The 20,872-nt window shown below is 30.6% G+C and carries 22 protein-coding genes; 5 read left to right on the top strand and 17 right to left on the bottom strand.

The features are described 5' to 3' along the window. Positions 1–4: 4 nt before the first annotated feature. The 6 genes from spoIIAB to BUA92_RS08765 all read right to left on the bottom strand — a co-directional run bounded on the left by spoIIAB (position 5) and on the right by BUA92_RS08765 (position 6,130). Positions 5–433, bottom strand: a complete 429-nt coding sequence (gene spoIIAB / locus BUA92_RS08790; protein ID WP_073018734.1) for an anti-sigma F factor — start codon at positions 431–433, stop codon at positions 5–7. Positions 434–448: 15 nt separating this feature from the next. Then, a complete protein-coding gene (gene spoIIAA / locus BUA92_RS08785) occupies positions 449–784 on the bottom strand; it encodes an anti-sigma F factor antagonist (protein WP_021800984.1) in 336 nt (111 codons plus the stop codon). A gap of 181 nt (positions 785–965) precedes the next feature. Then, on the bottom strand, positions 966–3,248 hold the full coding sequence (locus BUA92_RS08780; protein ID WP_073018733.1) for an AAA family ATPase: 2,283 nt from the start codon (positions 3,246–3,248) through the stop codon (positions 966–968). 159 nt (positions 3,249–3,407) lie between these two features. After that, on the bottom strand, positions 3,408–4,082 hold the full coding sequence (deoC, locus tag BUA92_RS08775; RefSeq protein ID WP_073018732.1) for a deoxyribose-phosphate aldolase: 675 nt from the start codon (positions 4,080–4,082) through the stop codon (positions 3,408–3,410). Between the two features lie 104 nt (positions 4,083–4,186). Beyond that, entirely contained in the window at positions 4,187–5,230 is a 1,044-nt protein-coding gene (locus BUA92_RS08770; RefSeq protein WP_073018731.1) for a DNA polymerase IV, read from the bottom strand. Between the two features lie 12 nt (positions 5,231–5,242). Continuing rightward, positions 5,243–6,130, bottom strand: coding sequence for a DUF4003 family protein (locus tag BUA92_RS08765; protein WP_073018730.1), 888 nt, complete (start codon positions 6,128–6,130; stop codon positions 5,243–5,245). Positions 6,131–6,369: 239 nt separating this feature from the next. On the opposite strand from BUA92_RS08765, the gene nadA reads away from it, so the two are divergent. The 3 genes from nadA to nadC all read left to right on the top strand — a co-directional run bounded on the left by nadA (position 6,370) and on the right by nadC (position 9,476). Next, a complete protein-coding gene (gene nadA / locus BUA92_RS08760) occupies positions 6,370–7,272 on the top strand; it encodes a quinolinate synthase NadA (RefSeq protein WP_073018729.1) in 903 nt (300 codons plus the stop codon). Positions 7,273–7,336: 64 nt separating this feature from the next. Further along, positions 7,337–8,644 carry an L-aspartate oxidase gene (locus BUA92_RS08755; protein WP_073018728.1) on the top strand — a complete coding sequence of 436 codons (1,308 nt, stop codon included), beginning with the start codon at positions 7,337–7,339 and terminating at the stop codon, positions 8,642–8,644. Further along, a complete protein-coding gene (nadC, locus tag BUA92_RS08750) occupies positions 8,622–9,476 on the top strand; it encodes a carboxylating nicotinate-nucleotide diphosphorylase (RefSeq protein WP_242950120.1) in 855 nt (284 codons plus the stop codon). Before BUA92_RS08755 ends, nadC begins: the two co-directional genes overlap by 23 nt. Before the next feature lie 17 nt (positions 9,477–9,493). On the opposite strand, the gene BUA92_RS08745 is transcribed toward nadC, so the two are convergent. Together BUA92_RS08745 and BUA92_RS08740 are read right to left on the bottom strand one after the other, a co-directional pair. Then, a complete protein-coding gene (locus tag BUA92_RS08745; RefSeq protein ID WP_073018724.1) occupies positions 9,494–10,606 on the bottom strand; it encodes a patatin-like phospholipase family protein in 1,113 nt (370 codons plus the stop codon). 69 nt (positions 10,607–10,675) lie between these two features. Next, a complete protein-coding gene (locus BUA92_RS08740) occupies positions 10,676–11,302 on the bottom strand; it encodes an NUDIX domain-containing protein (RefSeq protein ID WP_073018722.1) in 627 nt (208 codons plus the stop codon). A gap of 194 nt (positions 11,303–11,496) precedes the next feature. Between BUA92_RS08740 and BUA92_RS08735 the strand changes: the two genes are divergently transcribed. Next, the gene (locus BUA92_RS08735) at positions 11,497–11,709 is read left to right on the top strand and encodes a DUF1450 domain-containing protein (protein ID WP_073018720.1); all 213 of its coding nucleotides are present in this window, start codon (positions 11,497–11,499) and stop codon (positions 11,707–11,709) included. A 155-nt stretch (positions 11,710–11,864) separates the two neighbouring features. After that, positions 11,865–12,272: a hypothetical protein gene (locus BUA92_RS08730; RefSeq protein ID WP_021800973.1), complete on the top strand. Its 408-nt coding sequence runs from the start codon at positions 11,865–11,867 to the stop codon at positions 12,270–12,272. A gap of 47 nt (positions 12,273–12,319) precedes the next feature. Here the strand turns inward: BUA92_RS08730 and BUA92_RS08725 are convergent, their stop codons facing one another. From BUA92_RS08725 to BUA92_RS08685, 9 genes are read right to left on the bottom strand one after another with little or no spacing between them, the layout of a single operon-like run. Next, positions 12,320–12,961, bottom strand: coding sequence for a V-type ATP synthase subunit D (locus BUA92_RS08725; protein WP_021800972.1), 642 nt, complete (start codon positions 12,959–12,961; stop codon positions 12,320–12,322). A gap of 3 nt (positions 12,962–12,964) precedes the next feature. Beyond that, positions 12,965–14,347, bottom strand: a complete 1,383-nt coding sequence (locus BUA92_RS08720) for a V-type ATP synthase subunit B (protein WP_073018718.1) — start codon at positions 14,345–14,347, stop codon at positions 12,965–12,967. Continuing rightward, a complete protein-coding gene (locus tag BUA92_RS08715) occupies positions 14,340–16,115 on the bottom strand; it encodes a V-type ATP synthase subunit A (RefSeq protein WP_073018716.1) in 1,776 nt (591 codons plus the stop codon). Before BUA92_RS08715 ends, BUA92_RS08720 begins: the two co-directional genes overlap by 8 nt. An 18-nt stretch (positions 16,116–16,133) precedes the next feature. Further along, positions 16,134–16,445: a V-type ATP synthase subunit F gene (locus tag BUA92_RS08710; RefSeq protein WP_073018928.1), complete on the bottom strand. Its 312-nt coding sequence runs from the start codon at positions 16,443–16,445 to the stop codon at positions 16,134–16,136. Continuing rightward, complete coding sequence (locus tag BUA92_RS08705) at positions 16,438–17,439, bottom strand: V-type ATP synthase subunit C (protein WP_073018714.1); 1,002 nt, start codon at positions 17,437–17,439, stop codon at positions 16,438–16,440. The genes BUA92_RS08710 and BUA92_RS08705 overlap by 8 nt, the downstream gene beginning before the upstream one ends. A gap of 13 nt (positions 17,440–17,452) precedes the next feature. Beyond that, positions 17,453–18,052 carry a V-type ATP synthase subunit E gene (locus tag BUA92_RS08700; RefSeq protein WP_073018711.1) on the bottom strand — a complete coding sequence of 200 codons (600 nt, stop codon included), beginning with the start codon at positions 18,050–18,052 and terminating at the stop codon, positions 17,453–17,455. Positions 18,053–18,068: 16 nt separating this feature from the next. After that, positions 18,069–18,557: a V-type ATP synthase subunit K gene (locus BUA92_RS08695; protein ID WP_073018709.1), complete on the bottom strand. Its 489-nt coding sequence runs from the start codon at positions 18,555–18,557 to the stop codon at positions 18,069–18,071. A 17-nt stretch (positions 18,558–18,574) separates the two neighbouring features. After that, entirely contained in the window at positions 18,575–20,512 is a 1,938-nt protein-coding gene (locus tag BUA92_RS08690; protein WP_242950114.1) for a V-type ATP synthase subunit I, read from the bottom strand. A 1-nt stretch (position 20,513) separates the two neighbouring features. Beyond that, the gene (locus BUA92_RS08685) at positions 20,514–20,840 is read right to left on the bottom strand and encodes an ATP synthase subunit B family protein (RefSeq protein ID WP_073018706.1); all 327 of its coding nucleotides are present in this window, start codon (positions 20,838–20,840) and stop codon (positions 20,514–20,516) included. Positions 20,841–20,872 lie beyond the last annotated feature (32 nt).

The following is a 20,872-nucleotide window of genomic DNA, read 5'->3' as shown; positions in this document are numbered from 1 at the left end:
TGGCCTATATTGAGTTGAATTTTTTCTTTAAAATAATTCTTGTACCCTTACCTTTTTCACTTTCAACTTGAAGAGAGTCCATAAAACTTTCCATAACGGTAAAACCCATACCGCTTCTTTCTAAATCTGGTCTAGAAGTATATAAAGGTTCCATAGCTTGATCAACATCCTCAATTCCTAAACCCTCATCAGCTATTACTATAGTTACTTCAGTTTTCTCTATAGACGCTTCAATTTTAACCATTTTATCTTCTCTGTTCTCATATCCATGTATAATAGAATTTGTAACTGCCTCAGATACCGCAGTTTTTACATCAGTAAGTTCCTCTACAGTTGGATCTAACTGAGAAATAAAGGCTGCCACAGCTACTCTAGCAAAACCCTCATTTTTTGATTTACTTAAAAATTCTAATTTAATCTTATTATCAACCATACCTCTATCCCCCTATTAATGGCAGTTTATAGCTTCCTCTATACTATCATACGCCTTAACAATTTTAAATAAGCCTGAAAGTTCAAATACTCTTTTAACACTTCCTTTTGGTTCCGCTATAACTACCTTTCCATCTTTAGTTATAAGCTTTTTATACCTTCCAATAACCACACCTATTCCAGAGCTGTCCATAAATGTCACACCTGAAAAATTTAATATTAGCTTTCTAACATTATCTCTATCAAGTCTGTCATCAATTTTCACACGCACTTCCTCAGCGCTATGATGATCTAATTCCCCGTTTAATGTTACTATTAATTTATCTTCATCCCTGTTAAATTTTAAGTACATAATCATTACTCTAAAGCAATCACCTTAGAGTACTTCACCTCCTCTACTCTAGCAGCAGGAATATTTCCTTCTTTTTCCATAATATTACCATAAATTTACTTGAATAGTCAAAGGTTTTACATAAATTTATTATTTTTTTTACTCTTTTATAAAAATAGAGGGCCTTACGCCCTCTAAATCATTACTTTCCATACTTATTCAATTCCTGTTTCATAAATGCTAATAACTCTTCTAATGTTTCTCCTTCTTCTTGAATAAGGATTTTTATAGCATCCGTTAAATCATCCATTGTATAAATTTTAAACTCTCCCCGAGTTACAGCTTCTTCAACTTTAGGACTTAAAACTAGTTCATCTTTATTAGCAGCTGGTATAACAACACCCTTACCTTTTACAGTATCTAGAATCTCACATACCTTAAAAAATCCTTCTATCTTTTCATTTACACCGCCAATAGGCTGAATCTCTCCAAATTGATTTATAGAGCCTGTAACAGCTATAGATTGTTTTATTCCTCTTTTGCTTAGTGATGATATTATAGCTATTATCTCAGCTACCGATGCCGAATCTCCCTCAACCATTCCATAAGTTTGCTCAAAACTCAAGTGAAAATTTACAGGTATTCTTTCATAAGGTGAGAAAAATTTATTTAAAACCGCCTTCAGTATTCCTAAAGATTTACCATGAATTTTACCACTTAAATTACTTTCTCTTTGAGCGTCAATGATTCTGCCTTCACCTTTTGTACATACACAAGTAATCCTCATAGGTTTTCCAAAACTCAAATATCCTAAATCTATTACTGCAAGCCCATTAATTGAACCTACAATCTTATCTTTTACGTTTATTATCATCTTTTTACTTTTATACATCTTAAAAATCTCTTCTTCTATATGCTCTTCATTATAATAAGCTTTTATTATATGTTTAGCATTAATCTCCCCATCTAAAACTGCTGAATTATTTGCCAAAAACAAAAGTTTTTCTATTTCCAACTCATCTACCAAGACTTCTGATTTCGAAGATGCTTTTCTAGCTAAAAACTTAAATATTTCCTTTATACCATCTTCAGTTATCTTAAGCAGTTTGTTGTTATCTACTATTTTAAATATTAAATTTACAACTTGAGCTATTACATCATTATCAACATCTATTGTTGATTTCATATGAGCTCTTATAGGAAATATATTTTTAAAATCTTCATCATTTGAATATAACAAATCATAGATTTCAAAATCCCCTATTAATATCACCTTTAAATTCATATTTATTGGTAGTGGCTTTAATCCATTTAATGAAAGAAATTCAAAGTATCCTCTGTTATAATCATAGGATACCTTTTTATTTAGAAGTGCTTTTTTAAGATAAAAATAACTACCTGGACTATTAATTAATGAACTCATCCTTATTATAAGGCAACCTTCATTTGCTCTTAAAATAGAACCTGAAGTTATTAATGATACATCGGTAGAATATACACCATTATGGTTTTCATACTCTATATTTCCTAGAAGATTATTTACGGTTGGATCTTCTTCAAATATTACTTGTGGATATTCATTTTCGCTGTTATCAACTATAACATTTACTTGAAACTTATTAAGAATTTCTCCTATCTTTCCCTCATCATCTTCTAAGTTAATTGTATAGCTATTTATTATAGATTCTTCTACATGTTTATAAATAAACTCTAAATACTCTAAGGCAGCTTCATCTTCTTTAAATATATTACAATACCTTTCTCTGTTATTTTTCATAACATCTTCTAGATATTTTCCTAAAATATCTCTGATCTTTTCTATAGAATCTAGTTCTAGCTCTTTAAGTTCTTCTAGAATTTCTTCTGCCCCAGTCTTGAGTTTACTTGCTCTTGTAATAATATTATCTTTATCATTTTGTATAAGATTGTCATAGTCCTTCTCACTCATGGCCTCCCCCTCTTTAAGTGGGATAAACACAAATCCTTGAGTGGTTGCCTTTAAATCAAAACCTTCCTCCTTAGCCATATCTACTAAAGTTCCAATATGCTCGCTTCTTTTTTTGTATACCTCATCTAATATATCCTCTTTATCTTTATTATTAGATGAGTTATAAAAATCAATTATAGAATCATAATATAATTCTTTTATCTCTTCAACTACCTTTTTCATTTTTAATCCATTGCCATTACTTAAAAATAAACCTGTTGGATATCTAGGATCTTCATAAATCACGTAACAAATATCCTTAGGTTTTTCTCTTTTCTTTAGAATATCTTTAATAAAGTTTGTTATATCATCTATTTTATCTTTTGAAAAAGTATCTACAACATAAACATTATATCCTTCCTTATTAATTCCAAAGGCTAACTGAATTTTTTTATAAACATCTGAGTATTGTTGTACATTATTCCTATTATTAAAGGGAAAGGCTTGATTTAAATCAATATTGTAAATTACTTCTTTTGGAGTTAACTCTCTTTTCATAAAATTTACCACTCTTCTTAAGGTAGAGTAGTTTCCTCCTTAATTAATTGTTTAATATATAAATATTCTTATTAGCCAATTTTAGGAATAGTTTTTTTCAATTAAAATAATAAAAAAGTACTCTAAAGATGCATATTCTTTAAGAGTACTTCTTTTATTTTAGTAATTGGTTTTTGATGTTCTTCCTTCAACTATATCAATTGATGATGATGCCCCTATTCTTGTAGCACCATTTTTTATAACAGCTTCTGCATCATCTATATTTCTAACTCCACCTGATGCTTTAACTCCCATCTCTGGTCCTACTGTTTCTCTCATAAGCTTTATATCAGCAGGTGTTGCTCCACCTGTAGAAAATCCTGTAGAAGTTTTTACAAAATCTGCTCCAGCTTCTTTTGCAAGTTCACAAGCTTTTACTTTCTCTTCATCTGTAAGTAAGCAAGTTTCTATTATAACTTTTGTAAGCGCTTTACCTTTAGCTGCATTTACAACTGCTTTTATATCTTCTCTAACGTAGTCATAGTCCTTATCTTTTAACTTTCCTATGTTTATAACCATATCCACTTCATGAGCACCATTTGCTATTGCATCTTCTGTTTCAAATGCTTTAACCTTTGAAGTATTTGCACCTAAAGGGAATCCTATAACTGTACATACCTTAACTTCGCTTCCTTCTAATAGCTTTGAAGCCAACTTAACATTACAAGGATTAATACATACAGAGGCGAATTTATAATCTAAAGCTTCCTTGCAAACTTTCTCTACAGCTTTTTCTGAAGTTTCAGCCTTTAATACGGTGTGGTCAATAAATTTTGATAATTCATTTTTATTCATATATACATTCCTCCTGAGTAAACTTTTTCAAAAGAATTGGTTTACTAATTTCTCTCTACATTAAGTGATTATAAATTATATATTAATTTATGTCTATTCTTTTACTAGAATAATCTTAATTGCTGTATTTTATTTTCTTTTAAAGAAGATATAGATAATCCTATTAGTCTAAGTTCTTCTTCAATTAATTCATCAGTTAATATATCTACTGCATTTTTAAATATCTCATCATATTTATCTACATAGTTCATTAAGGTTTTACTTTTAGTATGAGATTTAAAATCCCAGGTTTTATATTTTATAGTTAAAGTTCTTCCTGACAGATTTCTATCTATTAAAATATCTGAAATTTCTTTAGAAAATCTATCTATATACTCTAAAAGTTCTTCTCTATCATTTGTATTTTTTCTTAAAGTTGTTTCTTTTCCTATAGATTTTCTATCATGATTTACCTTAACTTCTCTATTATCTATTCCTCTTATTCTGTTATATATATCATCTCCATACTTCCCAAAATAATATGTGAAAAGCTCATTGGGTAAAGCATATAAATCCTTTACCCTGAATATTCCTATGTTATTTAATTTCTTTACAGACTTCTCCCCTAACCCATGAATTTTGGAAACTGATAGAGGAAAAAGTATTTCTGGAACCATACCTTCAGTTATTTCCTTTATTCCATCTGGTTTGTTCCATTCAGAAGCTATCTTAGCTAAAAACTTATTGTAAGAAATTCCTGCAGAAATAGTAATTCCAAGTTCTCTTCTAATAGCTTTTTTAATATATAAAGCAGCTTCCATAGCAGTTAATTTACTGTTTGTAACGTCTAAGTAGGCCTCATCTATAGATACTGGTTCAATTATAGACGTAATCTCTTCTAAAATAGAGAAAACCTTTCTTGATATCTCCTTATACCTTCCATATCTAACTGGCAGATATATCCCATGAGGACACTTCTCCTTTGCCATAAATAAAGGCATGGCTGAATGAACCCCAAAGGCTCTAGCTTCATAAGAACAAGTAGCTACCACGCCTCTTTCACTTGTTCCTCCAACTATTACTGGTTTCCCTTTAAGTTTTGGGTTATCCATAACTTCTACAGATGCAAAAAACGCATCCATATCCACATGAATAATCTTTTTATTCATATTTATCCCTCATTACACTAGATCACTTAATATTGATGTTTCCTGAGTTTTAGTAAAGTTTAATACGCATAAAGATATGAGCATTTCTAGATCTTCATTTGATATATCCTTGTTGTTTTGTAATATTAAAACTATGGCTAAAAATCTTCTAAAACTTCCATCCATAAATAACTGAAGCTCCACATGCTCTTCAAGTTTTCCCTCCCATATATCTAACATCTTAACTGTATTTTCAGTTTTATTAAAAAATATAGGATATAAAATAGCATATTGTGCTTCAATCTTTTCCTTCATCATATTATCATTAAGGTTTATTCCATTATTAAAAATTATAGAAGAAATCACCATATCCTGAGTGATGTCATTACTCTTAACTTCAACAAATTTGTACACGCTAAAATAATCATCATACTTAGTTGTAAGAATTTCTCCACTTATATTTTTGTATACAACAAGCGCTATCATCGGATAATCTTCTTCACAAGTTATCTTATCACTTTTACCATGTATAATATCATACATATCTATAAATCTTTGAATAACATTGCTATCCTTACTCTTATGTAAAATATAACTTGCTAAAGCCAAATAAGAACTTTCTCTAAAACCCTTAGATACTAACTCCTGCTCTATCTCTATAATCTTCTCCATTTTTTCATCTAAGTCCTCTTCAAAAGAAAGAATTATTGATATTGTATAAAGTCCTGTCCCTCTAAAAGATGAATGCCAAGCTGTTCTATCTGAAAAAAATCTTCTTATATATTTTATTTTATCATAATTAATTATATTTTTATTAACAGTAGAAAGTATTGAAGCAAAATAATTTAAATATTCTCCATCAAATCTTAACTTATTTTTAATATTGTTATATGTATTTATAATATTCTCAATCGTATTCATCTTATCCCATCCCAGTTAATTATATTATTTTAAAGGTTATCTTATACCTCATATTATGCCATAATTCCTACTTTTGGTCAATGAATAAACTATTAACTTCTAGTGTGAACTTAATGGGATAATATAAACACCGGCATTTTTACAAAATTCTATGAAGTATTATTAGGTTGAATTATCAAAATTTTAGGAGTATACTGCTGTATATACACCAATAAAATATTTATTTAGGAGTTTAACTTATGAATCTTGTAGATGAAATTAAAAATCTTAAAAAAGAAAAAAATGCTTTGATTTTAGCCCATTATTATCAAAGAGATGAAGTTCAAGATATAGCTGATTATGTAGGAGATTCTTATTATTTAAGTAAGATAGCTATGAATAGTCCTGAGCAAGCTATAATTTTTTGTGGCGTAAAATTTATGGCTGAAAGCGCTAAAATCTTATCTCCAAATAAAAAAGTATATTTACCAAACTCAGATGCTGGCTGCCCTATGGCTGACATGGCAGATGCCCAAAGCTTAGCTAAACTAAAAGAGAAACATCCTAATGCTTTAGTTGTAAGCTACATCAATTCAAATACAGATGTTAAGGCATTATGTGACGTTTGCGTTACTTCATCCTCTGCCTTAAGCATCATGAAAAACATCCCTAATGAAGAAATTATTTTCTTACCAGACAAAAATCTTGGAGAATATATAGCGGAACAGTTTCCAAATAAAAAGTTTTATCTTTGGGATGGTTATTGCATTACTCATAAGAAAGTAAAAAAAGAAACTGTACAAGCCTTGAAAGATTTACGTCCTCTTGCAGAAGTATTAGTTCATCCTGAGTGTGAAAAAGAAATAAGAGATATGGCAAACTTTTTAGGAAGTACAGGTGAAATTATAGATTATTCAGTAAGCTCCCATAAAGATGAATTTATAGTGTTAACTGAATCTGGAGTTCTTCATGAAATGAAAAAAAGAAGTCCTCATAAAAAATTCTATGTTCCTGGAACTACTATGACTTGTATTAATATGAAGAAAACCACATTAGAAGACATCTATATTACATTAAAAGAAGAAACCAATGAAATAATTTTAGATGAAGATGTCAGAATGAAGGCTTATAAAGCGCTAGAAAACATGCACTTATTATCTTAAATTAAATTCACTACACCTATTGTCTTAAATTAAATACACAAATTATCTAAAAGAAGGGATTAATATGGAGTTATTCACTGATGTTTTAATAGTTGGTAGCGGAATTTCGGGACTTTACCTAACCTTAAATCTAAGAAAAGATTTAAATATAACTATTGTATCAAAAGAAAGTATAGCAGATACAAACAGTTTTTTAGCTCAAGGAGGAATTTCCACTGCCTTATCTAAAGAAGATATTCCTTTATTTATTGAGGATACCCTAAAAGCTGGACAATATAAAAACAATAAAGAAGCCGTGAATGTTTTAGCAGAAGAATCCATGGAAAACATTCTTAATCTAAAATCCTTAGGAGTTCCTTTTGACCTTAAGGAAGATTCTTCTTTTGAATTCACAAAGGAAGGTGCTCATAGTGTTAATAGAATAGTACATGTAAAAGATACTACAGGTAAATCAGTTCAAGAAACTTTAATCCATAAGGTGAAATCCTTAGATAATGTAACTATTTTAGAAAAAACTACTCTTATAGATTTAATGGAAAATGAAGAAACTTGTATAGGTGGTATTTTTCTAAAGGATAATTCTCAATTGTTTATTCATTCAAAAATTGTGATTTTAGCTACTGGTGGTATAGGTGGCCTATTTGTAAATTCTACAAATCAACGTGCATTAACTGGAGATTCTATAAGCATAGCTTTAAAACACAACATAAAACTTAAAGATCTAGAATATATCCAGATCCACCCCACAGCTTTATATGAGATGAATGCCTCTAAAAGAAGATTTTTAATCTCTGAATCTGTGCGCGGAGAAGGAGGAATCTTACTAAACTCTAAACGAGAACGATTTGTAAATGAACTTTTGCCTAGAGATGTTGTATCAAAAGCTATATATGAAGAAATAAAGAAAACAAATAGTTCTCATGTGTATTTGGATATATCTTTTTTAAACAGCAATTACTTAATAAATAGATTCCCAGCTATCTATGAAAATTGCTTAAATAAAGGAATAGATATTACTAAAGAATCAATACCTGTATCTCCAGCACAGCATTACTTTATGGGAGGAATAAAGGTTGATTTAAATTCCCATACTTCTCTTAGAAATCTATATGCTGTAGGGGAAACCAGTTGTACAGGAGTTCATGGTGCAAACAGGCTTGCTTCCAACTCTATTCTTGAAGCACTTGTGTTTTCTAGAAGAGCTGCTAACTCAATTAATCTTTCAATAGATAGTATGTCTCTTATAAATTTCAATCCACCTAAAATAAAAGGTACACCTATGGAAATATTATCAAGAAATCGAATAAGTACAATTGAGGAATTTAAAAGAAAGGCAGGAAATATAAATGTTGAATTTGCTTATACTGGATAAAATAATTAAAGATGCTTTAATAGAAGATATTCCAAATGGAGATATTTCTACAGAAGCTATTATACCCCTTGAATCAAAAAGCAAAGTTGATTTAATTGCAAAAGAAGATGGAGTCTTAGCTGGACTTGAGGTTTTTAAAAGAGTATTTGAACTTCTTTCTTTAAACTCAGAATTTTCGGTTAAAGTTGATTTATATAAAAAAGATGGAGATAAGGTCTATAATAAAGAAAAAATAGGTGAACTTACTGGAAGTACACGAATTATCTTATCTGGTGAAAGGGTCGCCTTAAATTTTTTAGGAAGAATGAGCGGTATATCAACTTATACAGATAAAGTTGTATCCTTAATAAAAGATTCAAAAACAAAGATATTAGATACAAGAAAAACCACTCCTAATCTAAGAATCTTAGAAAAATATTCTGTGAAAATTGGCGGTGGACAAAATCATAGATTCAATTTATCTGATGGAATACTTTTAAAAGACAATCATGTTGCTTTTGCAGGGGGAGTTAAAGCTGCTGTAACTAAAGCTCGTGAAAATTCTTCTTTTGTTAGAAAAGTTGAAGTTGAGGTTGAAACCTTAGATATGGTAAAAGAGGCCTTAGATGCAAGAGCAGATATTATAATGTTAGATAATATGTCCCTTGATAACATAAAAGAAGCCTTGAGCTTAATTAAGGACAAGGCTCTAGTTGAATGTTCCGGGAATATCACTTTAGACAATATTTCTAGATATGCTTCTTTGGGGATTGATTTTATATCTTTAGGTGCACTTACTCACTCTTCTCCATGTTTAGATATAAGTATGAAGAATCTTGTTCCACTTAGTTAGCTTAAAGATAAAAATATCTATAACTTTTCAAATATGGATTTTATCCTAATGCACGATGCTGTTTCATAACCATGTCTTAAAATCAACTCAAATTCTTCAGAAGTTGGAGCTAGTAGAGTTGTAGGATAATTCATTGCAAGTAATACTCTCTCATGAGATAGAGATGTTTCACCAAGTTTTATTATGATTTTGTGGGGAATAGGTAACTTCTTTAGAACATCCAAAACAAAAGTACCTGTTTTTAAATAAGCGCCTTTCCCCTTATTTATCACATCTCTAAATAAGCTTCTAACTACTAATTCATTTAATTTTTTAACACTGATATCCCAAATACGTTGAAGATTTTCTAATCTGTTCTCCCTAGAGTATTCTTGTTCATAAATTGGAGAAGATGCATCACTTACAACTAAAAAATCAATTCCTTTTTTAAGTCCAAATCCTGGTCTATATAATACTTCAAGACCAAGGTTATCATAAACACCCCCATCCCACAAATTACAAAAATCCCGTGGATCAGTTAAAGGTGTATTTCCTAACTCATCTTTATACCACTTATATAAACTCATATCTAATCTATATGTCCCTATGATCTCTGGAAAGGCGGCTGAAGCAGCAACAGCATTTGAAATTGGAAAATCTGGATTCATTGTATAGCCCAATAAAGGATCTCCCATGCGTCTTTTGCTAAACCTGAAATTTTTTGTAGTTTCAAAAGTAGCACAATTAATTTCCCAATTAAGTGAAGAAGGGATAGTCTGCAAATCTCCATGTACTCCCCACTCTTCTTCTAATGCCTTAGCCAATAGCATCACTGTATCATACTCAGGATACTTCTCCTTAAGCCTCATCATTCCACTGGTAATATCGTTATTAAGAACTATACCTTTACATTCAGGCAAAACCTTCTCTAAATATTCCTTGCTAGTTGGCCACTTATAATCATTTATAGACAATATAAGCCCTATGCAAATGCTTCCACCTGATACTGTAGTAATTGTCTTAACATTTTCAAGATCACCATTTTCAGCTAAAAACTTCAAAATACCCAAATGAAAAATTAAAGCACGAATACCTCCTCCAGAAAGAGCTAATCCAATTCTTGTTCCTTTATTAAACACTTTTTTCTCCATACAAATTAATTTATTATCATATATAATATGCTATCTTTATTTTTTCTGTCTTATAAATATATAATTTGTTTAGAACTTTTCTAAAAACTTCTCTAAAGCTACAGCTAACACTTTTCCATGATCTCCTGCCATCTTATCATTTTTTATCTGTATATATTTCTTTTTTGCTATATATTTACCTTTAGATTCACTTACTTTAATTTGTGGATTTAATTCTAAGTCATCACATTTAAGTCTTATATCTAATATATATTCTCCTGAGTTTTCTATGTCTATTTTTTCATAATCAAGAGAAAACCATTTTGCATCCCCAGCATCATCCCCTGCTACAGCTTTCTTTTTTTCCTCAATTACAGCAAAATAAACCACAGTGATTATTCTATCTCTTTTATCTCTATCTACTTCTCCAAAAGTATGTAACTGTTCAAACTCTATTCCTTCTATATTTGTTTCTTCTTTTAACTCTCTAAGGGCTGCAACTTCAAGATTCTCATCCATCTCTATAAATCCACCTGGAAATGCCCACTTATTTATATCTGGATGATTTCCTCGTTTAATTAATAAAACCTCTATATTATTTTCTTTTACATAAAATATTACGTTATCCGTAGTTACTGATGGCTTTTTATACTTTGAACTATCATATTCTTTTAAAAACTCTTCTTCCGTTTGCCCTAAGCTATTCCTTGCTTCCATTTAATCACCTGTTTCTAAATTATTTTAATCTTATTTTACTACAGTAAAGGATTTTTATGAAGCCTTAAGAGAAGCTTCCTCATAATAGTAGTACAAGTCTTAAATTCAAAGTTAACAAATAATAACTATTGACTGATATCAATTCTCATTTTATAATTGCTTTATATTAACTTTAATTTATGGAGGATTTATAAATGGCACTACATTTTTGTGAAAACAATGAATATACAGATGCAGTAATAGAGGTATTAAAAAAGGATATACCTGAAAGCGAGATTAATGTTGAAGGTTGCCTAGGAAGATGTGGAGAATGTTTCTGTAGCGGAATAGCGATCGTAAATGGTAATGATGCTACTGGAGATTCTTTAGAGGAGCTTCTAGAAGATATTAGAAAAAACTTAAACTAATTAAAAAATCACCTGCTTTCGGGTGATTTTTTTAATTAAATCAATCCTAATAAAAATTTTATTTGAATAGATATGTTATTATGTTATAATTAATTTGTATTTTTACGTTTAATCAATATATGTCATAATATTATAAATACAAAGGAGTTATAATTATGGGTTTTAAAGAAAAGATTTCAAAATATTATACTGATTCTTACATAAAGAAATATGGCGATAGAATGACGCAATTTCAAGGTAGCGTTTTATCATCTAAGATAGAAACAAAAACTATTCTTTGGATTTTTCACAAGATCACTGCAACTTTAATAGTTAAACCTGATGCAGGTAAAATGGTTATTAAATGCGTTTATAAGAAAAATTCTTGGTTTAAGAAACCTTCTTTTATTCAAGTTAATCAAGGACATAAAGTTATTGTTATGGGTCTTAAAGGTGATAAAGAGAAGAATGAACACATCTCTATCATGAATGTATTAAATCTGACTAATAAGACAGATTTAGTTCCAATAGACCATTCTCAATTAAAGAAAATGAAGCAACCTACTCCTAAGAGTAGAGGATAAAAATTAAGAAGCTATCTCAAATATTTTGAGATAGCTTCTTTTTTAATTTAGCTTCTTTGTTCAATCATAGCCTTAACCTTCATAAGTCTAGTTAAAGCTCCTCTTTCATTTTCATCAAGCTTCATTCTAATATACTTTATAGTCTCTTGAAGTTGAGGAATTGTCATATATTCTAATGCATTAACTCTTCTTCTAGTTTTCTCAATTTCATCAGCCATGAGTTGACAACTCTTTTCAACTTCAGCTAACTCTAGAAGTTTTGGTAGTATTTCATACAATCCTTTTATAGAGTCATCTAACTCTGAGGAAGTGTTTGCAAACCCATAAGGGTATATACTTCCTGTATCACCCTCAAGTTTCCTTTTAAACGTCATAAGTGGTACATTAACACTCATTATGTTTTTATTTCCTACTTCCACAGATATACTTTCTTTTGGATAGACAATAGCTTCTTCTAAAAACTCAGAACTCATTAATGCTCTTGCCATAACAAAGTCTTTCAATGAACCATGAAGTTTATCTTCTACATCTTTTCTTAAGTCATTGTTATACTTTACAAGACTTATAAACTGCCTCATTAATTCATCTTGTTTATCTTTTAAGAGCTTATGACCTCTAACAGCAGTGGTTAATCTCTTCTTAAGTTTTGTTAACTCCATTCTTGTAGGATTAACATTTAACTTTGCCATATGCTATACTTCCTCTCCAACTGACATATACTTTTCAAGGAATTCATCTCTGATTCTCTTAAGTTCTGTTTTTGGTAGTATTTTTAGAAGCTTCCATCCTAAATTTAGTGTTTCTTCTATGGATCTATTAGTAGTGAAACCTTGATTAACATACTGTTTTTCAAAAGCTTCAGCAAACTCAGCATATTTTTTGTCTGCATCTGATAGAGCTGATTCTCCTAAAATAGCTGCTAATTCCTTTGCCTGTTTTCCCTGTGCATATGCAGAGAATAATTGGTTCATAGTATCAGCATGATCTTCTCTTGTTTTACCTTTACCAATACCCTTATCTTTAAGTCTTGATAGAGATGGCAGTACATCTATTGGAGGAGTGATACCTTTTTTGTATAACTCTCTAGATAATATTATCTGCCCTTCTGTTATATATCCAGTTAAGTCAGGAATAGGATGAGTTTTATCCTCCTCTGGCATAGTTAATATAGGAATTTGTGTTATTGAGCCTTCTTTTCCCTTTAGTCTTCCTGCTCTTTCATATAAAGTTGAAAGGTCAGTATACAAGTAACCTGGATATCCTCTTCTTCCTGGAACTTCTTTTCTAGCTGCAGAAACTTCTCTTAAAGCTTCACAATAGTTAGTTATATCTGTCATTATAACAAGTACATGCATTCCTTTTTCATAAGCTAAAAACTCTGCTGTAGTTAAAGCCATTCTAGGTGTCGCAATTCTTTCTATTGCAGGGTCTGATGCAAGATTCATAAATAGAACTGATCTATCTATTGCTCCTGTTTTAGTAAACTCCTCTACGAAGAATTCAGCTTCTTCGAAAGTTATTCCTATAGCGGCAAATACAACGGCAAACTTTGAATCAGAATTTAAAACTTTTGCCTGTCTTGCTATTTGAGCTGCAAGCTCAGCATGAGGAAGCCCTGAAGCTGAGAATACTGGAAGCTTTTGTCCTCTAACTAGAGTATTTAATCCATCTATAGCGGATATACCAGTTTGAATAAACTCTGATGGGTAGTTTCTTGCTACTGGATTTATAGCCTCACCATTAATATCATTTCTTTTTTCAGGAAGTATTTTAGGACCATTATCTTTAGCTCTTCCCATTCCATCAAATACTCTACCTAACATATCCTCAGATACTCCAAGTTCAAGAGGTCTACCTAAAAATTTAGCTTTAGTTCCTTTTAAATTTATCCCTGCAGATCCTTCAAAAAGCTGTACCATAGCTTTTTCTCCATTAACTTCAAGAACCTTTCCTCTTCTTTTTTCACCTGTTTGCATCTCTATTTCAACTAGTTCATCATACTTGACTCCACTTACACCATCAACAACCATAAGTGGTCCTACTACTTCTCTAACTGTTCTATATTCTTTAAGCATTTAGAACCCCTCCTTCGTTGATTAAATCAGTTACTGCTTTATTTAACTCGTTAGAAATATCATCTATTTTTGCTATTTCTTCTTCTGCTATATACTTACTTCTTGCTATTTTGTCTCTTACTTCTAGAGCAAGTATTTTATCTAAATAAACTCCAACTTCTAAAGCTCTATTTGCTTCATCATAAAACTTAAGTATAAGTTTTAACATCTTATATTGCTTATCTAATGAAGCATAAGTATCAACTTCATGGAAAGCATTTTGTTGCAAGTAATCTTCTCTAATAGACTTTGCAACTTCAAGTTTTAATCTATCTTTCTCTGAAAGAGCATCTATTCCTATAAGTCTTACTATTTCATCTAAACTTGCTTCTTCTTGTAGAAGCGCCATGGCATCAGTTCTAAGTGTTGACCAATCTGGTGCAACATTATCATTCATCCATACTCCCATCTTTTCTAGATATAAGGAATACGAACTTAGCCAGTTAACTGATGGGAAATGTCTTCTATATGCAAGCTGTGCATCTAGTCCCCAGAATACTTTAACTATTCTTAAAGTAGATTGTGTAACTGGTTCAGATATATCTCCGCCTGGAGGGGAAACTGCTCCTATTGCTGTAATAGCACCTTGTCTTCCCTCATTACCTAGACATACAACCTTACCTGCTCTTTCATAGTAATCAGCAAGTCTTGATCCTAAGTAAGCTGGATAACCTTCATCACCAGGCATTTCTTCAAGTCTACCTGACATTTCTCTTAAAGCCTCTGCCCATCTTGATGTAGAGTCAGCCATTATAGCTACAGAATATCCCATGTCTCTAAAATATTCAGCTATAGTTATTCCTGTATATATAGAAGCCTCTCTAGCTGCAACAGGCATGTTTGATGTGTTAGCTATAAGTACTGTTCTCTTCATTAAGCTTTCACCAGTTCTTGGATCTTTAAGCTCTGGGAACTCATTAAGAACGTCTGTCATTTCATTACCACGTTCTCCACATCCAACATAAACAACAATTTCGGTATCTCCCCACTTTGCTATTTGATGTTGAACTACAGTTTTACCTGCTCCGAATGGTCCTGGAACAGCTGCTGCTCCACCTTTAGCTACAGGGAAAAATGTATCTACAACACGTTGTCCTGTAACCATTGGTTCAACTGGATTTAGCTTTCTCTCATAAGGTCTTCCTTTTCTTACTGGCCATTTTTGTAACATTGAAACTTCTTTATCACCTTTTTCAGTTTCAAGAACACAAACAACATCAGTAATAGTGAATTCCCCTTCTTTTATTTCTTTAACTTTACCTTTAAGTCCATATGGAACCATTATTTTATGAAGTACTACAGGAGACTCTTGAACTGTTCCTATAACATCTCCAGCGTGAACTTCATCTCCTACACTTACTGTAGGATTAAAGCCCCAAACTTTTTCTCTATTTAAACTTGGTATTGAAACACCTTTAACCAAAAATGATGAGTTCGCAGCTTCCATGAATGCATCAAGAGGTCTTTGTATTCCATCGAACATTGACTCTATTAATCCTGGTGCAAGTTCAACTGAAAGAGGTTCTCCGGTAGTTACTACTGGATCCCCTGGCCCTATTCCTGACGTTTCTTCATATACCTGTATAGATGCCTTATCTCCTCTCATTTCAATGATTTCTCCGATAAGGCCTTTTGCTCCAACTTTACATACATCATATACATTAGCTTCATCCATTCCTTCAGCAACTACTAAAGGACCTGAAACTTTTATAATACTTCCAGTTTTCACCTTCTAAAACCTACCTTCCTATAAAATATTAACGCCAACTGCTTTTTCTACGTTGTCACTTATTCTTTGAATTCCTATATTTAATGATCCTTGATTACTTGGAATTAATATTACAGCAGGTAGAAGCATTCTGTTATATCTTTCAATAGTTTCTTGAATATCCTTTGCAACCTGCTCCGTTACAAATATAACTGCGTAATCAGTCATAGCTAACCTATCGATAGTTTTTCTAGCTTCTTCTTTTTCAACAACAGGAAAAACTTCAATTCCTAATGCCTTGAATGCTAAAACTGAATCTTTATCTCCAACTACTCCTATCTTCTTATACATAACTATCACGCAGCCTTTCTCTTATTACTTCACTAGCAATATTATTAAGCTTGCCAACCATAATAATTCTAAGCAACTTTATTTCTGTTTCTTTAGCATAAACATACGCTAAAATAGGTTCTACTCCAAAACTTACATATTTAGCATTTTTCATAAGCTTCATAATATAGTCTTCACTTAATTTTTCAAAAAGTGCAGAAGAACCATTTTTAACATAGGCTTCAATTCCAATCTTTAAAATCTCACTATAATCTGTGTAGGAAAGTTTTGAGCTTATATTTTCAGCAGAATCATTTAATAAAGCAAATAATTTATCTTTATCAATAGTTCCCCCTAAAATTAATACTTCACTAAAGAATTCTCTTCCCTTACCTTGTTTTTTTACTCTAAGCAAAGTCTTTAAGTTAGTTGTATCAATTAGCGTAGTTATATATTTGTGTAAAAACTTATCTTCTATTTCTTTATCTAAAATAAGAAGTTCTTCAAACATACCTTTATCTAATATAATATCTATTCTCTGAGGATCTTTTGTATTTTCGTAATCTTTAAAAACCTCTTCTATATATTTTCTCATTACAGAATTTAAGTCTCTATAATAATCATTATCTATAGCATTTTTAAGTTTAGAAATATCAACTTTTCCTACTGGAACTAACATATTTGAAAAATCTTTATTTAATATCTTTTCTTTAATAAGCACCTTAATGTTATGGTAATCATATTTTATACTCATAACATCTACTACAGATTTTATAGGAGATATTTCATATAGAAGTTTATAAACTCTCTTTAACTCTGAGCTTAATATTTCTTCATAATCTTCTATTCTTTTGACATTTCCCATAACGTTAGAGTACTCAGTTTCACCAAGTATTTTTAAAGCTTCTTCCCCTGAACTTGAATCTATAATTCTTTCAAGTTTAGTTTTATCAAGAAGTTTAGTCTCTAACACCCTAATTCTAGGTATAACTTGGGTAAATACCATTGAATCCATACGCTAAACCTCCTTAATTAAATAATGCTTTAGATACTTCATACTCTAGTTCATCTTTCATAGAGTCCATTAGAGATTCAAATGTGTTGTTTATTTCAACTCCATTTTTCTCTACAATAAATCCACCTTTAAAGTTTCCATTTTCTTCTCTAACCTTTAACTCTCCTTTTTTATTTCTAGCAAGGAAAATAAAGTTTAAATCTTCTATAAACTTATCATCAATTTTTGATTTTCCATCTTCATTGAAAATTATTGTTTCATCACCCTCTATGTCTAAATCTAAAATTGTATGTTTTATGAAGTTTTTTAATTTGCTAGAATTCATTGAACAGAGTTCTTCTAATGCTTTATCGAAAACTTCACTAATAAGCTTTTGTTTAATTTCAAGTTTTTCATTTCTTACCTTTAAAGTTGTGCTAGATATAATTCTTTCTTTTTTAGTTTTAGCCTCTTCTTCTGCTTTTAAAAGAATTAATTTTCTTTCGTCTTCAGCTTCCTTTATCTTTGAAGAAAGAATTTTTTCTTTTTCACTTTCTGTATAAGCAGCTATTTCTTTTTCTTTATGCTTTGCTTCTTCCAGAATCTTTTCTGTAAGATTTTTAATATTAGACATTTGCCATCACTCCAAACTATTTTATGAATAGTACCATGAATAATGAAGCAACGAATCCTAAAACTGCATATGTTTCAACCATAACAGCATATATAACACCCTTCATTACATCATTTGGTCTTTTAGCTAATATTTGAATACCTGCTGCTGCAACTTTTCCTTGAGCTATAGCTGATTGCCATCCTGCTAATGCTACTGGAAGACAAGCCATTAAGTATTTTAATCCTAATTCAAAAGTTGGTGCATCTCCACCAAATATTCCTATTTTAGTGAATAATAGAAGTGCTATAACGAATCCGTATAACCCTTGAGTACCAGGTAATGCAACTAATATAAATGTACTACCAAACTTTTCTGGTTCTTCAGTCATTAACCCTGAAGCAGCCTCTCCAGCTATACCTATACCTTTAGCTGATCCTATACCTGCTAAACCTACTGCTAAAGCAGCCCCTAATAATGCAAAAACTAATCCACCTTTATCAACAAAAAATTCTATCCAAGTCATGTTTTAAATCCTCCTAATTATTTTGTTATTTTAATAAAAATATCACTTAATTTAAATGGAGTGAACTTTCGTCCTCCACCTTCATAAAATTTACCAAAGAACTCTAGGTACTGCAATCTCGCTGCATGTACATAGGAACCTAACGCATTTATCAATAAATTGAACAAATGTAATCCAATAAATAAAATTGGCGAAATAATATAACTAAATGGTGATGGAATTAAGTTTACTATAAGATTTAATGCATTTGCTATAAATCCTGTAGCAAGCCCTAAAGCTAGGAGTCTAGAATATGAAACAATATCACCTAAATATCCTGTTATTCCATATACTCCATAAACTCCTCCACCTATTTTACCACCTATACTTTCTGATGCTCTTCCTTGAGTTAACAATAAAGCTATTAATCCACCAAAAAGAAGAACCTTACCCAATACTCCTCCAATACCAAGAAGCATAAGCACAGCTCCAATTAGCGTTGAATACCAAGTTAAAACATCATATACCATATCCTTTATAGCACCTGCACGAATAAGTATATATGCTTTTATACCTAATCCTACAAATACATGCACAAACCCAAAAACTAAGGACATTATGAAAATCTCCATTATTCCAGTTGTTGGATTTAATAAATATGGAACATTTATTCCAAAATACTCTGGGAATAAATCCCCAAACCAAGATCCATATATTGCTCCCCAAATCACTGTAGAAATACCTGCAAAAAAAAGTAATTTGAAAAACTTTCTCTTTTCTGGGTCTTTAACCTTCCATAAGGCATATGAAGTTGCACAAACTATAATTAATCCATATCCAGCATCTGAAAGCATCATCCCATAAAATATAAAGTAAAAAATTGATAATATTGGAGTTGGGTCAACTTCTGAATATTTAGGTAAACTATACATTTCAACTAAACCTTCAAAATTTGATGAAAAGGTTCCATTTTTAAGCTTAATAGGAACTTTTTCAATTTCCTTATCCTCAACTTCACTGAAAGTCATATAATAGTTATTATCTAATATATTTCCTACAGTTTTCTCTAATATTTCATTAGAGTCTTTTTTAATCCAACCTGATATAGCAATTATCTTACTAGTTTTTAAGAAATTATTAGATGCTAATTCTCTAACAATCAAACTATTAAAAAACTCATAAGCTATTTCTAATTCTTCTATTTTATCATTATAGGTTATTAATGATTCTTTAATACTTTTTTCCTCGTCTAAGAGGTTTTTATGGTTACTATTTAAACTGTTTATTTTTTCTGAAGCGGTTTCATCATAGATTACTGGGAAAGCTGAAAATCCTACTTGCTTTAACTCTTCTGAGATATTTTCTCTACTTTCAATATTAGTTATAACTAATATTGAAACATCCGAATTATTTTTACTTATTACTTCGTAATAAGTTGGATATTCTGACTTATTAAGTTTATCAATTAATTCCTCTTCATATTGTTTAGGAAATGACCCTAAAAAATATGCACTTTTTAAATTCTTTAGAAGTTTAAAAGGTGCATCAAAATTAATCCAAGCTTTTAATAAATCTATTTCAGACTCAATTTTAGTTAATTCATTGTTGATTGAATTTAACCTTTCTTCTTTTCCCTTTATTTCATTATAAATTACCTTCCATGAGCTATTAGTCATATATTTATTAATTTCCTCATAAGACATCTGCTTTTTATCTGAAAGCATTTCTCCAAGTCCGGATTTTTTTGAAATATATCGCTTAAGGAATTCCATGGTGAATTTAATCTTTGATAAATCTTCTTCAAACTTTGCATAACTAGAATCTAATGAAACTTTATCTAACCCAACAAAATCTTCTTGATCTTCAAGTACGTCTTGTGATTGAAGGTTTATAAATTGAACCTCCTCAAGTTTCTGAAGTTCTTCTAACAGTTTTTTTCTATCAGATTCAAAGGCTAGCAAAGTAAATTTATTCATTTTAACTATTGCCATGAATATTCACTATCCTCTCAATTACTAAATTTATAACTTTCCCTTTTTCCTCTTCAGAAATACTTAAAATTTCATCAATTTCTTTTTTACCCTGCTCTAAAATAGGCGTAGCTCTTTTATTTGCCTCATTTGTAGCAGTTTCAATTAATTTACCTGCTTCACCCTTAGCTAAATTTATGATTTCATTATACTTATCTTTAGCCTCTTTTTGAGCATTTAAAATAATATCCTTTTTTCTAACTTCTGCATCTTTAATAATTTTTTCTGCTTTTTCTTCAGCTTCCTTAATTTCTTTTAATGCTTCTAATGCCACTTTATCACCACCTTTTAATGCATATCAAAGAT

Origin of the sequence: Clostridium intestinale DSM 6191 (assembly GCF_900130055.1) — a bacterium.
GTDB lineage: Bacteria > Bacillota > Clostridia > Clostridiales > Clostridiaceae > Clostridium_T > Clostridium_T intestinale.
The sequence above is the reverse complement of the archived record's forward strand: the minus strand, read 5'-3'. Positions and strand labels throughout refer to the sequence as shown.

Bases quoted from the DNA above. Each gene is read 5' to 3' on its own strand.
- spoIIAB (WP_073018734.1), bottom strand. From the start codon at position 433: ATGGTTGATAATAAGATTAAATTAGAATTTTTAAGTAAATCAAAAAAT.
- spoIIAA (WP_021800984.1), bottom strand. From the start codon at position 784: ATGTACTTAAAATTTAACAGGGATGAAGATAAATTAATAGTAACATTA.
- BUA92_RS08780 (WP_073018733.1), bottom strand. From the start codon at position 3,248: ATGAAAAGAGAGTTAACTCCAAAAGAAGTAATTTACAATATTGATTTA.
- deoC (WP_073018732.1), bottom strand. From the start codon at position 4,082: ATGAATAAAAATGAATTATCAAAATTTATTGACCACACCGTATTAAAG.
- BUA92_RS08770 (WP_073018731.1), bottom strand. From the start codon at position 5,230: ATGAATAAAAAGATTATTCATGTGGATATGGATGCGTTTTTTGCATCT.
- BUA92_RS08765 (WP_073018730.1), bottom strand. From the start codon at position 6,130: ATGAATACGATTGAGAATATTATAAATACATATAACAATATTAAAAAT.
- nadA (WP_073018729.1), top strand. From the start codon at position 6,370: ATGAATCTTGTAGATGAAATTAAAAATCTTAAAAAAGAAAAAAATGCT.
- BUA92_RS08755 (WP_073018728.1), top strand. From the start codon at position 7,337: ATGGAGTTATTCACTGATGTTTTAATAGTTGGTAGCGGAATTTCGGGA.
- BUA92_RS08745 (WP_073018724.1), bottom strand. From the start codon at position 10,606: ATGGAGAAAAAAGTGTTTAATAAAGGAACAAGAATTGGATTAGCTCTT.
- BUA92_RS08740 (WP_073018722.1), bottom strand. From the start codon at position 11,302: ATGGAAGCAAGGAATAGCTTAGGGCAAACGGAAGAAGAGTTTTTAAAA.
- BUA92_RS08735 (WP_073018720.1), top strand. From the start codon at position 11,497: ATGGCACTACATTTTTGTGAAAACAATGAATATACAGATGCAGTAATA.
- BUA92_RS08730 (WP_021800973.1), top strand. From the start codon at position 11,865: ATGGGTTTTAAAGAAAAGATTTCAAAATATTATACTGATTCTTACATA.
- BUA92_RS08725 (WP_021800972.1), bottom strand. From the start codon at position 12,961: ATGGCAAAGTTAAATGTTAATCCTACAAGAATGGAGTTAACAAAACTT.
- BUA92_RS08720 (WP_073018718.1), bottom strand. From the start codon at position 14,347: ATGCTTAAAGAATATAGAACAGTTAGAGAAGTAGTAGGACCACTTATG.
- BUA92_RS08710 (WP_073018928.1), bottom strand. From the start codon at position 16,445: ATGTATAAGAAGATAGGAGTAGTTGGAGATAAAGATTCAGTTTTAGCA.
- BUA92_RS08705 (WP_073018714.1), bottom strand. From the start codon at position 17,439: ATGGATTCAATGGTATTTACCCAAGTTATACCTAGAATTAGGGTGTTA.
- BUA92_RS08700 (WP_073018711.1), bottom strand. From the start codon at position 18,052: ATGTCTAATATTAAAAATCTTACAGAAAAGATTCTGGAAGAAGCAAAG.
- BUA92_RS08695 (WP_073018709.1), bottom strand. From the start codon at position 18,557: ATGACTTGGATAGAATTTTTTGTTGATAAAGGTGGATTAGTTTTTGCA.
- BUA92_RS08690 (WP_242950114.1), bottom strand. From the start codon at position 20,512: ATGAATAAATTTACTTTGCTAGCCTTTGAATCTGATAGAAAAAAACTG.